Here is a 13,823-nt window from a genome sequence, read left to right as displayed (position 1 = left end):
AAACCCCGCCGAAGCGGGGTTTTGACATAAAGAGGTGAAACTGACCGATAAGCCGCTTTCTTTGGGTATAGCGTCGTGGACAGTCATTCATCCGCGTCACGGATTCAGATAGCAAAAACCCCGCCGAAGCGGGGTTTTGACATAAAGAGGTGAAACTGACCGATAAGCCGGGTTCTGTCGTGGACAGTCATTCATCTAGGCCAGCAATCGCTCACTGGCTCAAGCAGCCTACCCGGGTTCAGTACGGGCCGTACCTTATGAACCCCTATTTGGCCTTGCTCCGGGTGGAGTTTACCGTGCCACGGACTGTTACCAGCCGCGCGGTGCGCTCTTACCGCACCCTTTCACCCTTACCTGATCCCGCTTGCGCGGGCCATCGGCGGTTTGCTCTCTGTTGCACTGGTCGTGGGCTGTGACACCCCCCAGGCGTTACCTGGCACCTTGCCCTATGGAGCCCGGACTTTCCTCCCCTCCGCCCGTCTCCCCCCGAAGGAGGACGACGACGAAGCGGCGACTGTCTGGTCAGCTTCGGCGCGCAGTATAGTGCGTTTACCGCCCGTTGTCATCCCTCTGTCGTCATCCCGCCCTGCAGGGCGGCAGCGCTATTGCGCGACGCACGAGAAATATTGTCCAACGCGCGCGAAACGCCGCTTCCTGCGTCGCAACCGAGGTAAACACGCGGAAGACGACGCCGATACCGCGTCCAGGCTCGCCCCGCCGTGGCAGTCTGATGCTGTTGCGCCAGGCATAACCACCGGGCCGCGCAGAGCTCTTCTTGTTAGCGAGTCACTTCCACTTTCGCCAGCTTTTCGTAGTAACAAGCCAGCGCGCTATGGTCAGCGGTGCCCAGACCGTCCGCACGCAGCGCCTGCATCATCTCCATTACCGCCGCCGTCAGCGGCAGCTGAGCGCCCACGCCGTGGGAGGTATCCAGCGCATTGGCCAGATCTTTAATATGCAGATCGATCCGGAAGCCCGGCTTGAAGTTACGATCCATCACCATCGGCGCTTTGGCATCCAGCACGGTACTCCCCGCCAGACCACCGCGGATCGCCTGATAAACCAGATCCGGATTGACGCCGGCTTTGGTGGCCAGAGTCAGCGCTTCGGACATGGCTGCGATGTTCAGGGCGACAATCACCTGATTAGCCAGTTTGGTCACATTGCCCGCGCCGATGTCGCCGGTATGCACCACGGAGCCGGCCATCGCTTTCATCAGCTCGTAATATTTGTCGAAGATCGCCTTGTCGCCGCCGACCATTACCGACAGGGTGCCGTCGATCGCTTTTGGTTCGCCGCCGCTTACTGGCGCGTCCAGCATATCAATGCCTTTAGCCTTCAGCGCTTCGCTGATTTCCCGGCTGGCCAGCGGCGCAATAGAGCTCATGTCGATCACCACGGTGCCCGGTTTCGCGCCTTCAATAATGCCGTTCTCCCCCAGCGCCACCTCTTTGACATGCGGCGAGTTCGGCAGCATGGTGATGATCACGTCGCACTGCTCGGCAATCGCCTTCGGCGTGGTCGCGGTCTCTGCGCCCGCGGCAATCACGTCGGCAATCGCTTCCGGGTTACGGTCAGACACCACCAGCGAGTAACCCGCCTTCAGCAAATTTTTGCTCATCGGCTTGCCCATAATGCCAAGACCGATAAAACCCACTTTGATTGTCATATTGTTCTCTCTCTTCATCCTGGTGACTATTTTTTAAAGGCATCAGCAAGTTTCTGGGTTGCGGAACGGAAGACGCCCAGATCGCTGCCGACGGCGACAAAAGAGGCGCCCCACTCCAGGTAGCGCCGCGCATCGGCCTCCACCGGCGCCAGAATGCCGCTTGGCTTACCGTGCTTCTTCGCGCTGGCGAAGATATGCTGGATGGCGCGCTGCACCTCAGGATGGGCGGCATTGCCCAGATGACCTAGCGCGGCGGCCAGGTCGCTCGGGCCGACGAACAGGCCGTCGACACCTTCGATCGCGGCAATCGCCTCGACGTTGTCCACCCCGATCTGGCTCTCAATCTGTACCAGAACAGAAATGTTCTTATTGGACTGGGCGAAGTAGTCCGGCACGGTGCCGAACATATTGCCGCGATGGGAAACGGAAACCCCACGGATCCCTTCCGGCGGATAGCGGGTAGAAGCCACCGCCTGCGCCGCCTGTTCAGCCGTCTCGACAAACGGCACCAGGAAGTTATAGAAGCCGATATCCAGCATGCGCTTAATAATGATGGGCTCGTTGGTCGGCACGCGAACCACCTGAGCGCTGGAACTGCCTTTCAGCGCCATAAGCTGCGGGATAAGCGTGGTGACGTCGTTCGGCGCGTGTTCCGCGTCCAGTACCAGCCAGTCGAAACCCGCCAGACCCAACACCTCGGTGCTAATCGGATTGGCCAGCGCGCACCAGCAGCCAATCTGCACCTGATGAGCCGCCAGCGCGGCCTTAAATTTGTTCGGGAAAATTGCGTTATCCATGATTTTTACCTTGCGTTAACCGTTGCTAACTTCTGCAATTCATTCGTTATATCACCAGCCCGGCGAGAGAGCCCCATTAGGCTGGAAAAGCGTATCGCCTGACCCCAAATATTATCCGCAGAGTAAACCGGCGAATGGGTGTCCTTTTTTATTCCCTGACCTTGAGTCCGGAAAATGTAAGCCCATCGCAAATTAACCATTTTTTATTATTCATTAGGTCACGGCTAAATTATTAACCCGCGATTCAAAGGCCAACCATGCAGATATCGGACGTCACAAAAACACGACTCAGTATAGTCAGCGCCAACTCGCCAGACACTATGCATAAACACAATATAAATACATTTTTAAAAGCTTAAGTTGGGCAATCGCCTTAAGCCATGGGCGCTAATCCACACTTCTTACGATTGCCCGCCCACCGCACGCGTCCATGGCGATAAGGAGTGATTTAGATCACATCTTCATGCCGACACACCTGACATTCTTTATTTCATTATTCTGCTCTACCGCGCCAGAATGACCATTTAATTATATTTTTAGTACCTGTTTGGAGATAACTGGACAATGGCCGATATTTCAATTCGACAACCATCGCCGACCGCGTTTTATATAAAAGTTGACCCAACAGATAATGTGGCGATTATTGTCAACGATCGGGGATTGACCGCCGGAACGCGTTTCCCGGACGGCCTGACGCTCATCGAGCACATCCCACAGGGGCATAAAGTCGCCCTGGCGGATATCCCTGCCCGCGGTGAAATTATCCGTTACGGAGAAGTGATTGGCTTCGCGGTGCGCGACATCCCCCAGGGAAGCTGGATTGACGAGTCGTTAGTGGAGTTGCCTACCGCCCCGCCGTTGAACACCCTGCCGCTGGCCACCAAAGTGCCCGCCCCGCTACCGCCGCTGGAAGGCTACACCTTCGAAGGCTACCGCAATGCCGACGGCAGCGTGGGCACCAAAAATCTGCTGGGTATCACCACCAGCGTGCACTGCGTTGCGGGCGTGGTCGATTACGTGGTGAAACTCATTGAACGCGACCTGCTGCCGAACTATCCCAACGTCGACGGCGTGGTGGGTCTGAATCACCTCTATGGCTGCGGCGTAGCGATTAATGCGCCAGCGGCGGTGGTGCCGATTCGCACCATCCACAATATCGCCCTTAACCCGAACTTCGGCGGCGAAGTGATGGTCATTGGCCTTGGCTGTGAAAAGCTGCAGCCCGAACGCCTGCTGCAGGGGACCGAAGATGTCAAAAGCATCCCGGTGGACAGCGCCAGCATCGTCAGCCTGCAGGATGAAAAGCACGTGGGCTTTAAATCGATGGTCGATGACATTCTGCAGGTCGCCGAGCGCCATCTGACGAAACTCAACCAGCGTCAGCGGGAAACCTGCCCGGCCTCTGAGCTGGTGGTGGGTATGCAGTGCGGCGGCAGCGACGCTTTCTCCGGCGTGACCGCCAACCCGGCGGTGGGTTACGCCTCCGATCTGCTGGTGCGCTGCGGCGCGACGGTGATGTTCTCAGAGGTGACCGAAGTCCGCGACGCTATCCATCTGCTGACCCCGCGGGCGATCAACGAAGAGGTGGGTCAACGCCTGCTGGAAGAGATGGCCTGGTACGATAACTATCTCGACATGGGCAAAACCGACCGCAGCGCCAACCCCTCCCCCGGCAACAAGAAAGGCGGCCTGGCCAACGTGGTGGAAAAAGCGCTGGGGTCGATTGCCAAATCAGGCAAAAGCGCCATCGTTGAGGTGCTTTCCCCTGGGCAGCGCCCGACCAAACGCGGCCTGATTTACGCTGCCACCCCCGCCAGCGATTTTGTCTGCGGCACCCAGCAGGTGGCCTCTGGCATCACGGTGCAGGTATTCACCACCGGCCGCGGCACGCCTTACGGACTGATGGCGGTACCGGTGATAAAAATGGCGACCCGTACCGAGCTGGCTAACCGCTGGTATGACTTAATGGACATTAACGCCGGCACCATCGCCACCGGCGAAGAGACGATTGAGGATGTGGGGCTGAAGCTGTTCGAATTCATTCTCGACGTGGCCAGCGGACGCAAGAAAACCTTCTCCGATCAATGGGGTCTGCATAACCAGCTGGCGGTGTTTAACCCGGCGCCGGTGACCTGATCGAGAGCGTAAGGGTTTAACCACTTTAAGCCCGGATTTATCCGGGCTGGTTGGTTAGGGGTGCTGTGCGGCAAGGAAGGCGGGCTGCACTTTTCTTCCGACATTTCTTCCGACATTTCTTCCGACATGTCGGATGACGCTCAAGCCACCCTTCACAATCTTAAGGGCGGCTTGCCAGGCTTTCACTGGTTTTACAGGATCACTCCCCCTGCTGCTCCAGGGCATACTTATACAGCGCATTCTTCTTCACACCGTGGATCTCCGCAGCCAGCGCAGCGGCTTTCTTCAGCGGCAGCTCCGCCTGCAGCAGCGCCAGGGTACGCAGCGCCGCCGCCGGCAGCGCCTCTTCCTGCGCCTTAAAGCCTTCGACGATCAGCACCATCTCGCCTTTGCGACGGTTTTCGTCTTCCCTGACCCACGCCACCAGCTCGCCAATCGGCGCCCCGTGGATCGATTCCCAGGTTTTGGTTAGCTCGCGGGCCAGCACCACGTAGCGGGATTCTCCCAGTACCGCACAGATATCTTCCAGACTCTCCACCAGCCGGTGGGTCGACTCGTAGAAGATGAGGGTGCGCGGCTCTTCTTCCAGCGCTTTCAGGGTATCGCGACGGCCTTTCGATTTCGCCGGCAGGAAGCCTTCATAGCAGAAACGATCGGAGGGCAAACCGGCGGCGCTGAGGGCGGCGATGGCCGCGCAGGGTCCCGGCAGCGGTACGACGCGAATATTCGCTTCACGACAGGTGCGCACCAGATGGTAGCCTGGGTCGTTAATCAGCGGCGTGCCGGCATCGGAGACCAGCGCGATGTTTTGCCCTTCTTTCAGTTTAGCGAGAAGTGTTTCCGCCTTTTGCTGCTCGTTATGGTCATGAAGCGCAAACAAGCGGGCGTTAATCGCAAAATGCTGCAGCAGCAAACCGGTGTGGCGGGTATCCTCCGCAGCAATTAAATCAACGGCTTGCAACACTTCCAGTGCGCGCTGCGTGATATCAGACAGATTTCCTATCGGAGTGGGCACAATATAGAGCTGCCCCTGAGAATTATCCGCTGATTCGTGTTGTTTCATTGTCTCGTCCGTATTGCCGATTTAATATTGAGCATTGAGCCAAAAAAATATCACTGGACACTTATGGTACCGTCAACATTTCTTCGTTCTAAGCCCGCGCGCTGTCTGCCCGTATTGCTGGCTACTCTTCTTTTTGCTGGCTGCGGCACCCACACGCAGGATCAAAGTACGGCGTTTATGCAGGGTACGTCGCAGGCCAACTCCAGTTTCTACTTGCAGCAGATGCAGCAAAGCACGAATGATAGCAAGACCAACTGGCAATTACTCGCCATTCGTGCACTGCTGCAGGAAGGAAAGAAGCAGCAGGCCATCGACCTGTTTAACCAGCTGCCGTCGAACCTGGACAGCACCCAGGCCCGTGAACAGTCACTGCTGGCGATAGAAGTGAAGCTGGCGCAGAACGACTATCAGGGGGCCCGTACGCTGTTGGCTAAGCTTGACCCGGCAAGCCTGGAGCAGCCTCAGCAGGCGCGCTACTGGCAGGCGCAAATCGATGCCAGCCAGGGTAAACCATCGGTTACGCTGCTGCGGGCCTTAATCGCCCAGCAGCCGCTGCTGAGCGATGCCAAACAGCGCCAGCAAAATATTGACGCGACCTGGCAAGCGCTGACCGCGATGACCCAGGATCAGGCCAATGCGCTGGTGATCAATGCCGATGAAAATACCCTCCAGGGCTGGCTGGATCTGCAGCGGATGTGGTTTGACAACCGCAACGATCCCACGCTGCTGAAAGCCGGCGTCAAAGACTGGCAGACGCGCTACCCGCAAAACCCGGGCGCCAAAATGCTGCCGACGGCGCTGGTGAACATGCAAAACTATAAGCCCGCCTCCATCAACAAGATTGCGCTTTTCCTGCCGCTGAACGGCCAGGCGTCGATCTTCGGCCGTACCATCCAGCAGGGCTTCGAAGCCGCCAAAAACGGCGCGCCGTCGGTGACGGGCAGCGCGGTTCCCGCTCAGGTCGCCCAGGCGGCGAACGCGTCCGGTAATGATGACGTGGTAAGCCCGTCGCAGGCGGAAATTACCGATCTTACGGCTACCGGAAGTCGCGCTGAACCGGTGCAGGCCCCGGCGCAAACCCAGGCAACGCCAGCCGCGGAGCCGGCCGCTCAGGCCCCGGCAGCGGTCGCCGCGCCGCAGACCACCGCCTCTCCGGCCACCCAGCCGGTCACTGCCCCGGCCGCACAGCCGCAGCCAGTGGTCGCCACCGCCGCCAACCCCTCGGCAGAACTGAAAATTTACGATACCACCAGCCAGCCGATCGGCCAGCTGCTTGCTCAGGCTCAGCAGGACGGCGCCACCCTCGTCGTCGGACCGCTGCTGAAAGAGAACGTCGAAGATGTTATCAAGAGCAATACGCCGCTCAACGTGCTGGCGCTCAACCAGCCGGAGAAAGTCGAAGGCCGCGCTAATATCTGCTATTTCGCGCTGTCGCCGGAAGACGAAGCGCGTGACGCCGCCCGACATATCCATCAACAGGGCAAACAGACGCCGTTGCTGCTGGTTCCGCGCGGCGCGCTGGGCGATCGTGTGGTCAGCGCGTTTGCCGACGAGTGGCTGAAGCTGGGCGGCGCCAGCGTTCTGCAGCAGCGTTTTGGCTCCACGGCGGAGCTGCGCGCTGGCGTTAACGGCGGAGGGGGCATTGCGCTGAGCGGCACCCCGGTCTCCACCCTGCCATCAGCGCAGAACAGCGTCCTCGGCAGTGCGGATGAGATGCCGGTTAGCAGCGGCGGCAGCGTCGACGCGGCCTACATCCTCGCCACCCCGGAACAGATTGGCTATATCAAACCCATGATCGCGATGCGCAACGGCAGCCAGAGCAATGTCACCCTGTACGCCAGCTCGCGCAGCGCGCAGGGCACCGCCGGTCCGGATTTCCGTCTGGAGATGGAAGGCCTGCAGTATAGCGAAATCCCGATGCTGGCTGGCAGCAACCCGGCGCTGATGCAGCAGGCGCTGTCTGCGGTGCGCAATGACTACTCGCTGGCGCGTCTGTATGCGATGGGCGCTGACGCCTGGTCGCTGGCAAACCACTTCACGCAAATGCGCCAGACGCCGGGCTTCGAGCTGAACGGGAATACCGGCGATCTGACGGCGACTCAGGACTGCGTGATTAACAGGAAACTGTCATGGCTCAAGTACCAGCAGGGACAAATCGTCCCGGCCAGCTAAGCAAACAGACCGGCGATGCATGGGAACACCGTGCTCGCCGCTGGCTGGAAGGCCAGGGCCTGCGTTTTATCGCCGCCAACGCCCGCGAGCGTGGCGGCGAAATTGACCTCATCATGCGCGACGGCGCCGTCACCGTCTTTGTCGAGGTGCGCTACCGCCGCAGCGCCCTGTACGGTGACGCGGCGGCCAGCGTCACCCCGCAAAAACAGCAACGCCTCCTTAAAGCCGCCCGTTTGTGGCTCTGCCGACAGAATGGGAGCTTTGAGACTGTGGATTGCCGTTTCGATGTGGTAGCCTTCACCGGAAACGACATCCAATGGCTAAAAAACGCCTTTGGCGAATAGCGTAATACCAGAAGTAAGGGATCCCGTGCTCGACAGAATCAAAGCCTGCTTTACCGAAAGCATTCAAACCCAAATTGCCGCAGCAGAAGCACTCCCGGACGCCATCTCCCGGGCGGCGATGACGCTCGTGCAGTCCCTGCTCAACGGCAACAAAATCCTCTGTTGTGGTAATGGCACTTCCGCCGCCAACGCACAGCATTTTGCTGCCAGCATGATTAATCGTTTTGAAACGGAACGCCCTGGTTTACCCGCCATTGCACTAAACACCGATAATGTGGTCTTAACTGCCATCGCTAACGATCGCCTGCATGACGAGATTTACGCCAAGCAGGTGCGCGCCCTGGGACACGCCGGCGATGTGCTGCTGGCAATCTCCACGCGCGGTAACAGCCGGGACATCGTCAAGGCAGTGGAAGCCGCCGTGACCCGCGACATGACCATCGTCGCGTTGACCGGCTATGACGGCGGTGAGCTGGCGGGCCTGTTAGGTCAGCAGGATGTCGAAATTCGCATCCCCTCGCACCGCAGCGCGCGTATCCAGGAGATGCATATGCTGACCGTCAACTGTCTGTGCGATTTGATAGATAACACTCTTTTTCCACACCAGGACGATTAAGGAGAACACATGAAGGCTCTCTCGCCCCTCGCCATCCTGCTTTCTGCACTACTGCTGCAGGGCTGCGTTGCCGCCGCGGTAGTCGGAACGGCAGCAGTCGGCACTAAAGCCGCAACGGACCCGCGTACGGTGGGAACCCAGGTCGATGACAGCACCCTGGAACTGCGCATCAATAGCGCCTTGTCGAAAGATGAACAGATTAAGAAACAGGCCCGCATCAACGTTACCGCTTATCAGGGCAAAGTCCTGCTGACCGGTCAGTCGCCGACGCCGGACCTCTCAGCCCGCGCCAAGCAAATCGCCATGGGCGTGGAAGGAACCACGGAAGTGTTTAACGAAGTGCGCCAGGGCCAGCCGATTGGTTTAGGCACCGCCTCTTCTGATACCTGGATTACCACCAAGGTGCGTTCGCAACTGCTGGGCACCGATCAGGTCAAATCCTCGAACGTGAAGGTGACCACGGAAAACAGCGAAGTCTTCCTGATGGGGCTGGTGACCGACCGTGAAGGCCGCGCGGCGGCGGATATCGCCAGCCGGGTGAGCGGCGTGTCCCGGGTGACTACCGCCTTTACCTACATCAAATAAAGCTGCAGTTTCCCGGCTGGCGCTACGCTTAGCCGGGCTGCAGTCCCCTGTTCGTTATGTGCCGGGTTAGGCGTAGCGCCGCCCGGCACATAATCCGGCTATCCGTACGTTTACAGCACACTACACCAGCGCCAGCGCACCGACAATCGCGCCGCACAGCGCCACCAGCCCGCCGGTCAGCCACAGCGCTTTGGCCGGGAAGGCTTTGCGCAGCATAATCAGCGACGGCACGCTCACCGCCGGCAACGTAATCAGCAGCGCCAGCGCCGGCGCGACGCCCATCCCTGCCAGCATCATCGTCTGGACAATCGGAATTTCCGCCGCGGTAGGGATCACAAACAGGCAGCCGGCGATCGCCATCGCGATGACCCAGAACAAGGTATTATCCACCACGCCATCGGCGTGCGGGAACAGCCAGACGCGCGCCGCCCCCAGCACCAGTACCGCGAGGATATAAACCGGGATGGTGTTCCAGAACAACGTCCACAGCGCCCGCAGCCAGCGGCTAAAGAAACCGCCCTGGGCCGCTTCCGGTTGCGCTTCAGGCACCACGGCAGGCTGCGTCGCCGCCTCTTTTACCCATTTCTGCACCAGCGTTGCGACAATCAGCACCGTCGCCAGGCCCGCCACCAGGCGAACCAGCGCAAACTGCCAGCCCAGAACAAAGCCCATAAACACCAATGTCGCCGGGTTGAGCAGCGGATTGCCCATCCAGAACGCCAGCGCCCCGCCCATCGACACCTGCTGTTTGCGCATCCCGGCCGCGACCGGCGCGGCGCAGCAGGTGCACATCATGCCTGGCAGCGAGAAAATCGCCCCCAGCAGCGTCCCCTGAAAACGCGATTGCCCCAGGGTGCGCAGCAGCCAGTCGCGCGGGATCAGCACCTGAATCAGCGACCCGAGCAGCACGCCGAGCTCCGCCGCTTTCCAGACGGCAAGGAAGTAAACCATCGCGTAGTCCCACGCCGCCTTTAACGGATTAGCGTCGGCCTGGGCGAGAATGGATTTACCGATACTGTGGGTTTCCGCAGCGGTGAAGGCTTTCCCGTAGTACGGCTGCCATTTGACGAACCACAGGCCGACAATCACGACGAGAAAGAAAAGCGCGGGTTTCCACCATTGAAATGGTGACGCCGCCTGAGATGAAGACTGACCAGCCATAGCATTCCCCAGCAAGAAATGTGGATATGAATTGAAGCCGTGAATACTACGCTGGAAGCCTGCGTTTGCAAACCGCTATTCCGCCTGCCGCGCGGCGCGCTCCCGCAGCTCGGACGATGACAGAATTTGCACCCCTTCGTGAGTGGGCGACAGCGCCTCCTCCAGCAGGGCAATCGCCACGTCGCGGGCCGCAATGGATTTCCAGTTCCCCGGTAAGAGTCGGAACAGCGGTTCGAGGAAGGTCTCATTGGTCCGTTTTTTTTCCCGCTCGCCTGACAGCATCGACGGCCGGGCAATGGTCAGCCGCGGCCATCCTTGCTCGATCAGCGCCGCCTCCATTTCCCCCTTCACCCGATTGTAGAAAAATGGCGAGTGGGCGTTAGCGCCCATCGCGCTGACCACCAGCATATGCTGAGCGCCTAGCCGTTTGCCGGTCAGCGCCGTATCAACAACCAGCGTAAAGTCGGCATGGACAAAGGCCTCTTTACTTCCCGCTTCCCGGCGCGTCGTTCCCAGACAGCAGAAGACGATATCGACCGGGTCGACCACCTGCGCCAGGGCATCGGTCAGCTGCGGATCGTACGGATTAAACACGCCTTCCGCCGGCGCCAGTGGGCGACGCGTCGGGGCGGCGATGGTGCTGATACGGGGCTCATTTTGCAGCAGCCGGAGTAAGTGACCGCCAACTAACCCGGTCGCGCCGGTCAATAATACCTGACTCATTGATTCTCCTTTACGGAATTCTCTGCCTTGCACTTTCGCGCTCATGTTCCAGGCTTAATACCTTACAAGGTAAGTATCCACCATCATCATGGAATTACCTCATTGACCATCCAGACAGCGGAGGAAGCATGAGTAAAAAGATAGCCGTGCTCATTACCGACGACTTTGAAGATTCTGAATTTACCTCTCCCGCCGAGGCGTTTAAGCTCGCCGGGCATCAGGTCGTGACGATCGAAAAGCAGGCTGGCAAGACGGTGAAGGGTAAACAGGGAGAAGCAGAGGTCGCCATCGATCGGGCCATTGATGACGTCACACCGGGTGAATTTGATGCCTTGTTGCTGCCAGGGGGCTATTCCCCGGACCAGCTGCGCGGGGATGAACGCTTTGTCACCTTTACGCGCGATTTTGTCAACGGCGGGAAGCCGGTCTTCGCCATCTGCCACGGCCCGCAGCTGCTGATCAGCGCCGATGTGATCCGCGGGCGCAAGCTCACGGCGGTAAAACCGATCGTGGTGGATGTGAAAAACGCCGGGGGCGAGTTTTACGACCAGGAGGTGGTGGTCGATAACGAACAGCTGGTCACCAGCAGAACGCCGGACGATCTGCCGGCCTTCAATCGCGAAGCGCTACGCCTGCTCGGCGCCGGCATCGCGCCGCCAGTGTAGCTTTTTCCCGAACCCCAGCGTGTTGTCGGTAAACTTGATTTCGTCCGGACGAATCTCCCAGACCGGCGCCGACAGCATGCGGGCCACCGGGAAGCGCTTGACATAGCGCTGGCGCATTCGCGCCTCTTCGTCGCCGCGCAGACGACGGATCTCGCCCTGGAACTGCACGCCGCGGATCAGGGCCACGGTTTTTGGCTGACCGTTGACCGTCCCGGCCACCTTCGCCCGCTCGCCGGTCATCTGGCCGTGGCGGGTGTGCTCCTCGCTGAGCAGATAAAAGGCCACAGTATCAGGGTCATAGACGTAAAAGGCATTCGCACACCACAGCTCGTCGTCACGGGAGACGCACCAGGTGACGACGTGCTGTTTACTCAGCCAGCGGCCAATGGCGGCAAGCGTATCCATCTTTCTTCTCCATTATGCTATGGTGCATACACCTTACCATAGTGACTTTGTGACCGTGTGCTGGTTTCTGTATCTCATTCGAACCGCGGATAATCGCCTCTATACCGGCATCACCACCGATGTGCCGCGCCGCTTTCGCCAGCATCAGGCAGGGAAAGGCGCGAAGGCGTTGCGCGGCAAAGGCGACCTGCGACTGGCCTTTAGTCATGAAGTTGGTGAACACTCACTTGCTTTGCGGCTGGAATACCGCATTAAGCAGCTAACGAAGCGCGAAAAAGAGCGCCTCGTTGCCGGAGAGGATACCGTTGAAACCCTGCTGGCAAGGCTCAAAAACGATTAAAGTGGTCGCTGTATTCGACCTGGCCGTGGACGCCTTCGAGGGCGTCATCCGCCAGGCGATGCACCTGGAACGCCTCCGCGCTGTCCGGCCAGCGGCAGCGGAGATCGAAGCGCGCGGCCGGTTCAAAACCAAAGCGACGGTATAACGCCGGGTCGCCCAGCGTCACCACCGCGGCATAGCCAAACTCATTCAGCGAATCCAGCCCTTCATAGACCAGCTGCCGGCCAATGCCCTGTCCGCGATAGCGTTCATCCACCGCCAGCGGCGCCAGGCCGACCCACTGCAGCTCTTCACCTTCCACCGCAACCGGGCTGAAGGCAACGTAGCCGATCACCTGGCCTTCATCATCCGTCGCCACTACCCCCAGCGTGATCAGTCCATCTTCACGCAGATCGTGCACCAGCTGCGCTTCGGCATCGCGGCCGAAGGTACGACGCAGTAGCGCGTCGATTCCCGGTGCATCAATCCCAATTTCCACTCGAATCAGCATGCCTCACCTACCGATGTCTGTTCAGGTTTCTGCGGGCTCTTCAGTCCAGCTTCGACAAAATCCGCCAGTTGCAGCAACATCACGCGCAGTGCTTTGGGCATCTGCTCGAGCTCAATGGCGTCCATCAAATTTTTTACATACAGCCCCAGCTCCGTATCGCCTTCAATAACCAGACGACGCTGGAAGAATAGCGTATCCGGATCCTGCTTGCGCGCGGCGATCATTAACAGATCGCTGGCGTCGGCGCTGAAGCTGACGTCGGCGTCGGCCTGCTGGCTGACCACCAGGCGACCATCGACTACCGAGGTATACCACAGCAGACCGATGTCACGCACATGAATACTTAACCAGCGCCCCTCGAGAAACTCCAGCTCACCCTCCGCCAGCGCCTGGCGAAACTGCCAGCTAAGCACCTGCTCCAGCACCTGGCGCTTGAGGGCAAAAGGCGCCAGCTTAACCGGCACGCTCATTAAAGACGGGCCAAAGTGGACCAGCCGGGAACGCAGTTTATCCAACACAAGCTTTACTCCATGAATGCAATTGTGCCGCTATTGTGCCATATCACATAAACAACATAGCGGCGTAAATCAACAAAAACGCGATGACGGCAGCCAGTTATTGGCGCCGCCAATACACTTTTAACTGCCTCAAATCAAA

The 13,823-nt window shown here is 59.2% G+C and carries 15 protein-coding genes and 1 other RNA gene; 7 read left to right on the top strand and 9 right to left on the bottom strand.

All coding sequences use genetic code 11. The features are described from left to right. Positions 1-147: 147 nt before the first annotated feature. The 3 genes from rnpB to garL all read right to left on the bottom strand — a co-directional run bounded on the left by rnpB (position 148) and on the right by garL (position 2,466). Positions 148-530, bottom strand: an RNA gene (rnpB, locus tag ABLV54_RS03430) — RNase P RNA component class A. A 248-nt stretch (positions 531-778) separates the two neighbouring features. Further along, positions 779-1,669: a 2-hydroxy-3-oxopropionate reductase gene (garR, locus tag ABLV54_RS03425; RefSeq protein WP_032454164.1), complete on the bottom strand. Its 891-nt coding sequence runs from the start codon at positions 1,667-1,669 to the stop codon at positions 779-781. Positions 1,670-1,695: 26 nt separating this feature from the next. Further along, on the bottom strand, positions 1,696-2,466 hold the full coding sequence (garL, locus tag ABLV54_RS03420; protein WP_044524826.1) for a 2-dehydro-3-deoxyglucarate aldolase: 771 nt from the start codon (positions 2,464-2,466) through the stop codon (positions 1,696-1,698). A gap of 564 nt (positions 2,467-3,030) precedes the next feature. Between garL and garD the strand changes: the two genes are divergently transcribed. Further along, positions 3,031-4,602, top strand: coding sequence for a galactarate dehydratase (gene garD, locus ABLV54_RS03415; RefSeq protein ID WP_048298401.1), 1,572 nt, complete (start codon positions 3,031-3,033; stop codon positions 4,600-4,602). A 199-nt stretch (positions 4,603-4,801) separates the two neighbouring features. Here garD and rsmI read toward each other — a convergent pair whose 3' ends face one another. Next, positions 4,802-5,665, bottom strand: coding sequence for a 16S rRNA (cytidine(1402)-2'-O)-methyltransferase (rsmI, locus tag ABLV54_RS03410; protein WP_023291102.1), 864 nt, complete (start codon positions 5,663-5,665; stop codon positions 4,802-4,804). A 63-nt stretch (positions 5,666-5,728) separates the two neighbouring features. Here rsmI and ABLV54_RS03405 point away from each other — a divergent pair, with 63 nt between their 5' ends. Genes ABLV54_RS03405 through dolP form a run of 4 tightly spaced genes read left to right on the top strand, consistent with a single transcriptional unit; the run spans position 5,729 to position 9,382 of the window. Further along, positions 5,729-7,837 (top strand): penicillin-binding protein activator, encoded by a 2,109-nt coding sequence (locus tag ABLV54_RS03405; RefSeq protein WP_050533704.1) that lies wholly within the window; start codon positions 5,729-5,731, stop codon positions 7,835-7,837. Continuing rightward, on the top strand, positions 7,795-8,181 hold the full coding sequence (locus ABLV54_RS03400; protein ID WP_023291104.1) for a YraN family protein: 387 nt from the start codon (positions 7,795-7,797) through the stop codon (positions 8,179-8,181). The genes ABLV54_RS03405 and ABLV54_RS03400 overlap by 43 nt, the downstream gene beginning before the upstream one ends. A 25-nt stretch (positions 8,182-8,206) precedes the next feature. Then, positions 8,207-8,797, top strand: a complete 591-nt coding sequence (gene diaA / locus ABLV54_RS03395; RefSeq protein ID WP_002918211.1) for a DnaA initiator-associating protein DiaA — start codon at positions 8,207-8,209, stop codon at positions 8,795-8,797. Positions 8,798-8,806: 9 nt separating this feature from the next. Then, a complete protein-coding gene (gene dolP / locus ABLV54_RS03390) occupies positions 8,807-9,382 on the top strand; it encodes a division/outer membrane stress-associated lipid-binding lipoprotein (RefSeq protein ID WP_050533703.1) in 576 nt (191 codons plus the stop codon). A 120-nt stretch (positions 9,383-9,502) separates the two neighbouring features. On the opposite strand, the gene ABLV54_RS03385 is transcribed toward dolP, so the two are convergent. After that, complete coding sequence (locus ABLV54_RS03385; protein WP_348813620.1) at positions 9,503-10,543, bottom strand: permease; 1,041 nt, start codon at positions 10,541-10,543, stop codon at positions 9,503-9,505. Positions 10,544-10,618: 75 nt separating this feature from the next. Beyond that, positions 10,619-11,266: an NAD(P)H-binding protein gene (locus tag ABLV54_RS03380; protein ID WP_032454169.1), complete on the bottom strand. Its 648-nt coding sequence runs from the start codon at positions 11,264-11,266 to the stop codon at positions 10,619-10,621. 128 nt (positions 11,267-11,394) lie between these two features. Here ABLV54_RS03380 and ABLV54_RS03375 point away from each other — a divergent pair, with 128 nt between their 5' ends. Then, positions 11,395-11,931: a type 1 glutamine amidotransferase domain-containing protein gene (locus ABLV54_RS03375; RefSeq protein ID WP_004206160.1), complete on the top strand. Its 537-nt coding sequence runs from the start codon at positions 11,395-11,397 to the stop codon at positions 11,929-11,931. Here the strand turns inward: ABLV54_RS03375 and ABLV54_RS03370 are convergent. Continuing rightward, entirely contained in the window at positions 11,893-12,336 is a 444-nt protein-coding gene (locus ABLV54_RS03370) for a YhbP family protein (protein WP_023291108.1), read from the bottom strand. The genes ABLV54_RS03375 and ABLV54_RS03370 overlap by 39 nt on opposite strands. 49 nt (positions 12,337-12,385) lie before the next feature. Between ABLV54_RS03370 and ABLV54_RS03365 the strand changes: the two genes are divergently transcribed. Further along, positions 12,386-12,676, top strand: a complete 291-nt coding sequence (locus tag ABLV54_RS03365) for a GIY-YIG nuclease family protein (RefSeq protein ID WP_032429219.1) — start codon at positions 12,386-12,388, stop codon at positions 12,674-12,676. Here ABLV54_RS03365 and ABLV54_RS03360 read toward each other — a convergent pair. Next, the gene (locus ABLV54_RS03360) at positions 12,663-13,166 is read right to left on the bottom strand and encodes an N-acetyltransferase (protein WP_023291110.1); all 504 of its coding nucleotides are present in this window, start codon (positions 13,164-13,166) and stop codon (positions 12,663-12,665) included. The genes ABLV54_RS03365 and ABLV54_RS03360 overlap by 14 nt on opposite strands. After that, positions 13,160-13,684, bottom strand: coding sequence for an SCP2 domain-containing protein (locus ABLV54_RS03355; protein WP_002918231.1), 525 nt, complete (start codon positions 13,682-13,684; stop codon positions 13,160-13,162). Before ABLV54_RS03355 ends, ABLV54_RS03360 begins: the two co-directional genes overlap by 7 nt. Positions 13,685-13,823: the final 139 nt, after the last annotated feature.

Origin of the sequence: Klebsiella sp. JB_Kp042 (assembly GCF_040065275.1) — a bacterium.
GTDB classification, from domain to species: domain Bacteria; phylum Pseudomonadota; class Gammaproteobacteria; order Enterobacterales; family Enterobacteriaceae; genus Klebsiella; species Klebsiella quasipneumoniae.
Note: the sequence above shows the minus strand (reverse complement) of the source record. Positions and strands in the feature narration are given on the sequence as shown.

What these genes read in the sequence shown, in the direction of transcription:
- garR (WP_032454164.1), bottom strand. Translation starts at nt 1,669, where the DNA reads ATGACAATCAAAGTGGGTTTTATCGGTCTTGGCATTATGGGCAAGCCG.
- garL (WP_044524826.1), bottom strand. Translation starts at nt 2,466, where the DNA reads ATGGATAACGCAATTTTCCCGAACAAATTTAAGGCCGCGCTGGCGGCT.
- garD (WP_048298401.1), top strand. Translation starts at nt 3,031, where the DNA reads ATGGCCGATATTTCAATTCGACAACCATCGCCGACCGCGTTTTATATA.
- rsmI (WP_023291102.1), bottom strand. Translation starts at nt 5,665, where the DNA reads ATGAAACAACACGAATCAGCGGATAATTCTCAGGGGCAGCTCTATATT.
- ABLV54_RS03405 (WP_050533704.1), top strand. Translation starts at nt 5,729, where the DNA reads ATGGTACCGTCAACATTTCTTCGTTCTAAGCCCGCGCGCTGTCTGCCC.
- ABLV54_RS03400 (WP_023291104.1), top strand. Translation starts at nt 7,795, where the DNA reads ATGGCTCAAGTACCAGCAGGGACAAATCGTCCCGGCCAGCTAAGCAAA.
- dolP (WP_050533703.1), top strand. Translation starts at nt 8,807, where the DNA reads ATGAAGGCTCTCTCGCCCCTCGCCATCCTGCTTTCTGCACTACTGCTG.
- ABLV54_RS03385 (WP_348813620.1), bottom strand. Translation starts at nt 10,543, where the DNA reads ATGGCTGGTCAGTCTTCATCTCAGGCGGCGTCACCATTTCAATGGTGG.
- ABLV54_RS03380 (WP_032454169.1), bottom strand. Translation starts at nt 11,266, where the DNA reads ATGAGTCAGGTATTATTGACCGGCGCGACCGGGTTAGTTGGCGGTCAC.
- ABLV54_RS03375 (WP_004206160.1), top strand. Translation starts at nt 11,395, where the DNA reads ATGAGTAAAAAGATAGCCGTGCTCATTACCGACGACTTTGAAGATTCT.
- ABLV54_RS03370 (WP_023291108.1), bottom strand. Translation starts at nt 12,336, where the DNA reads ATGGATACGCTTGCCGCCATTGGCCGCTGGCTGAGTAAACAGCACGTC.
- ABLV54_RS03360 (WP_023291110.1), bottom strand. Translation starts at nt 13,166, where the DNA reads ATGCTGATTCGAGTGGAAATTGGGATTGATGCACCGGGAATCGACGCG.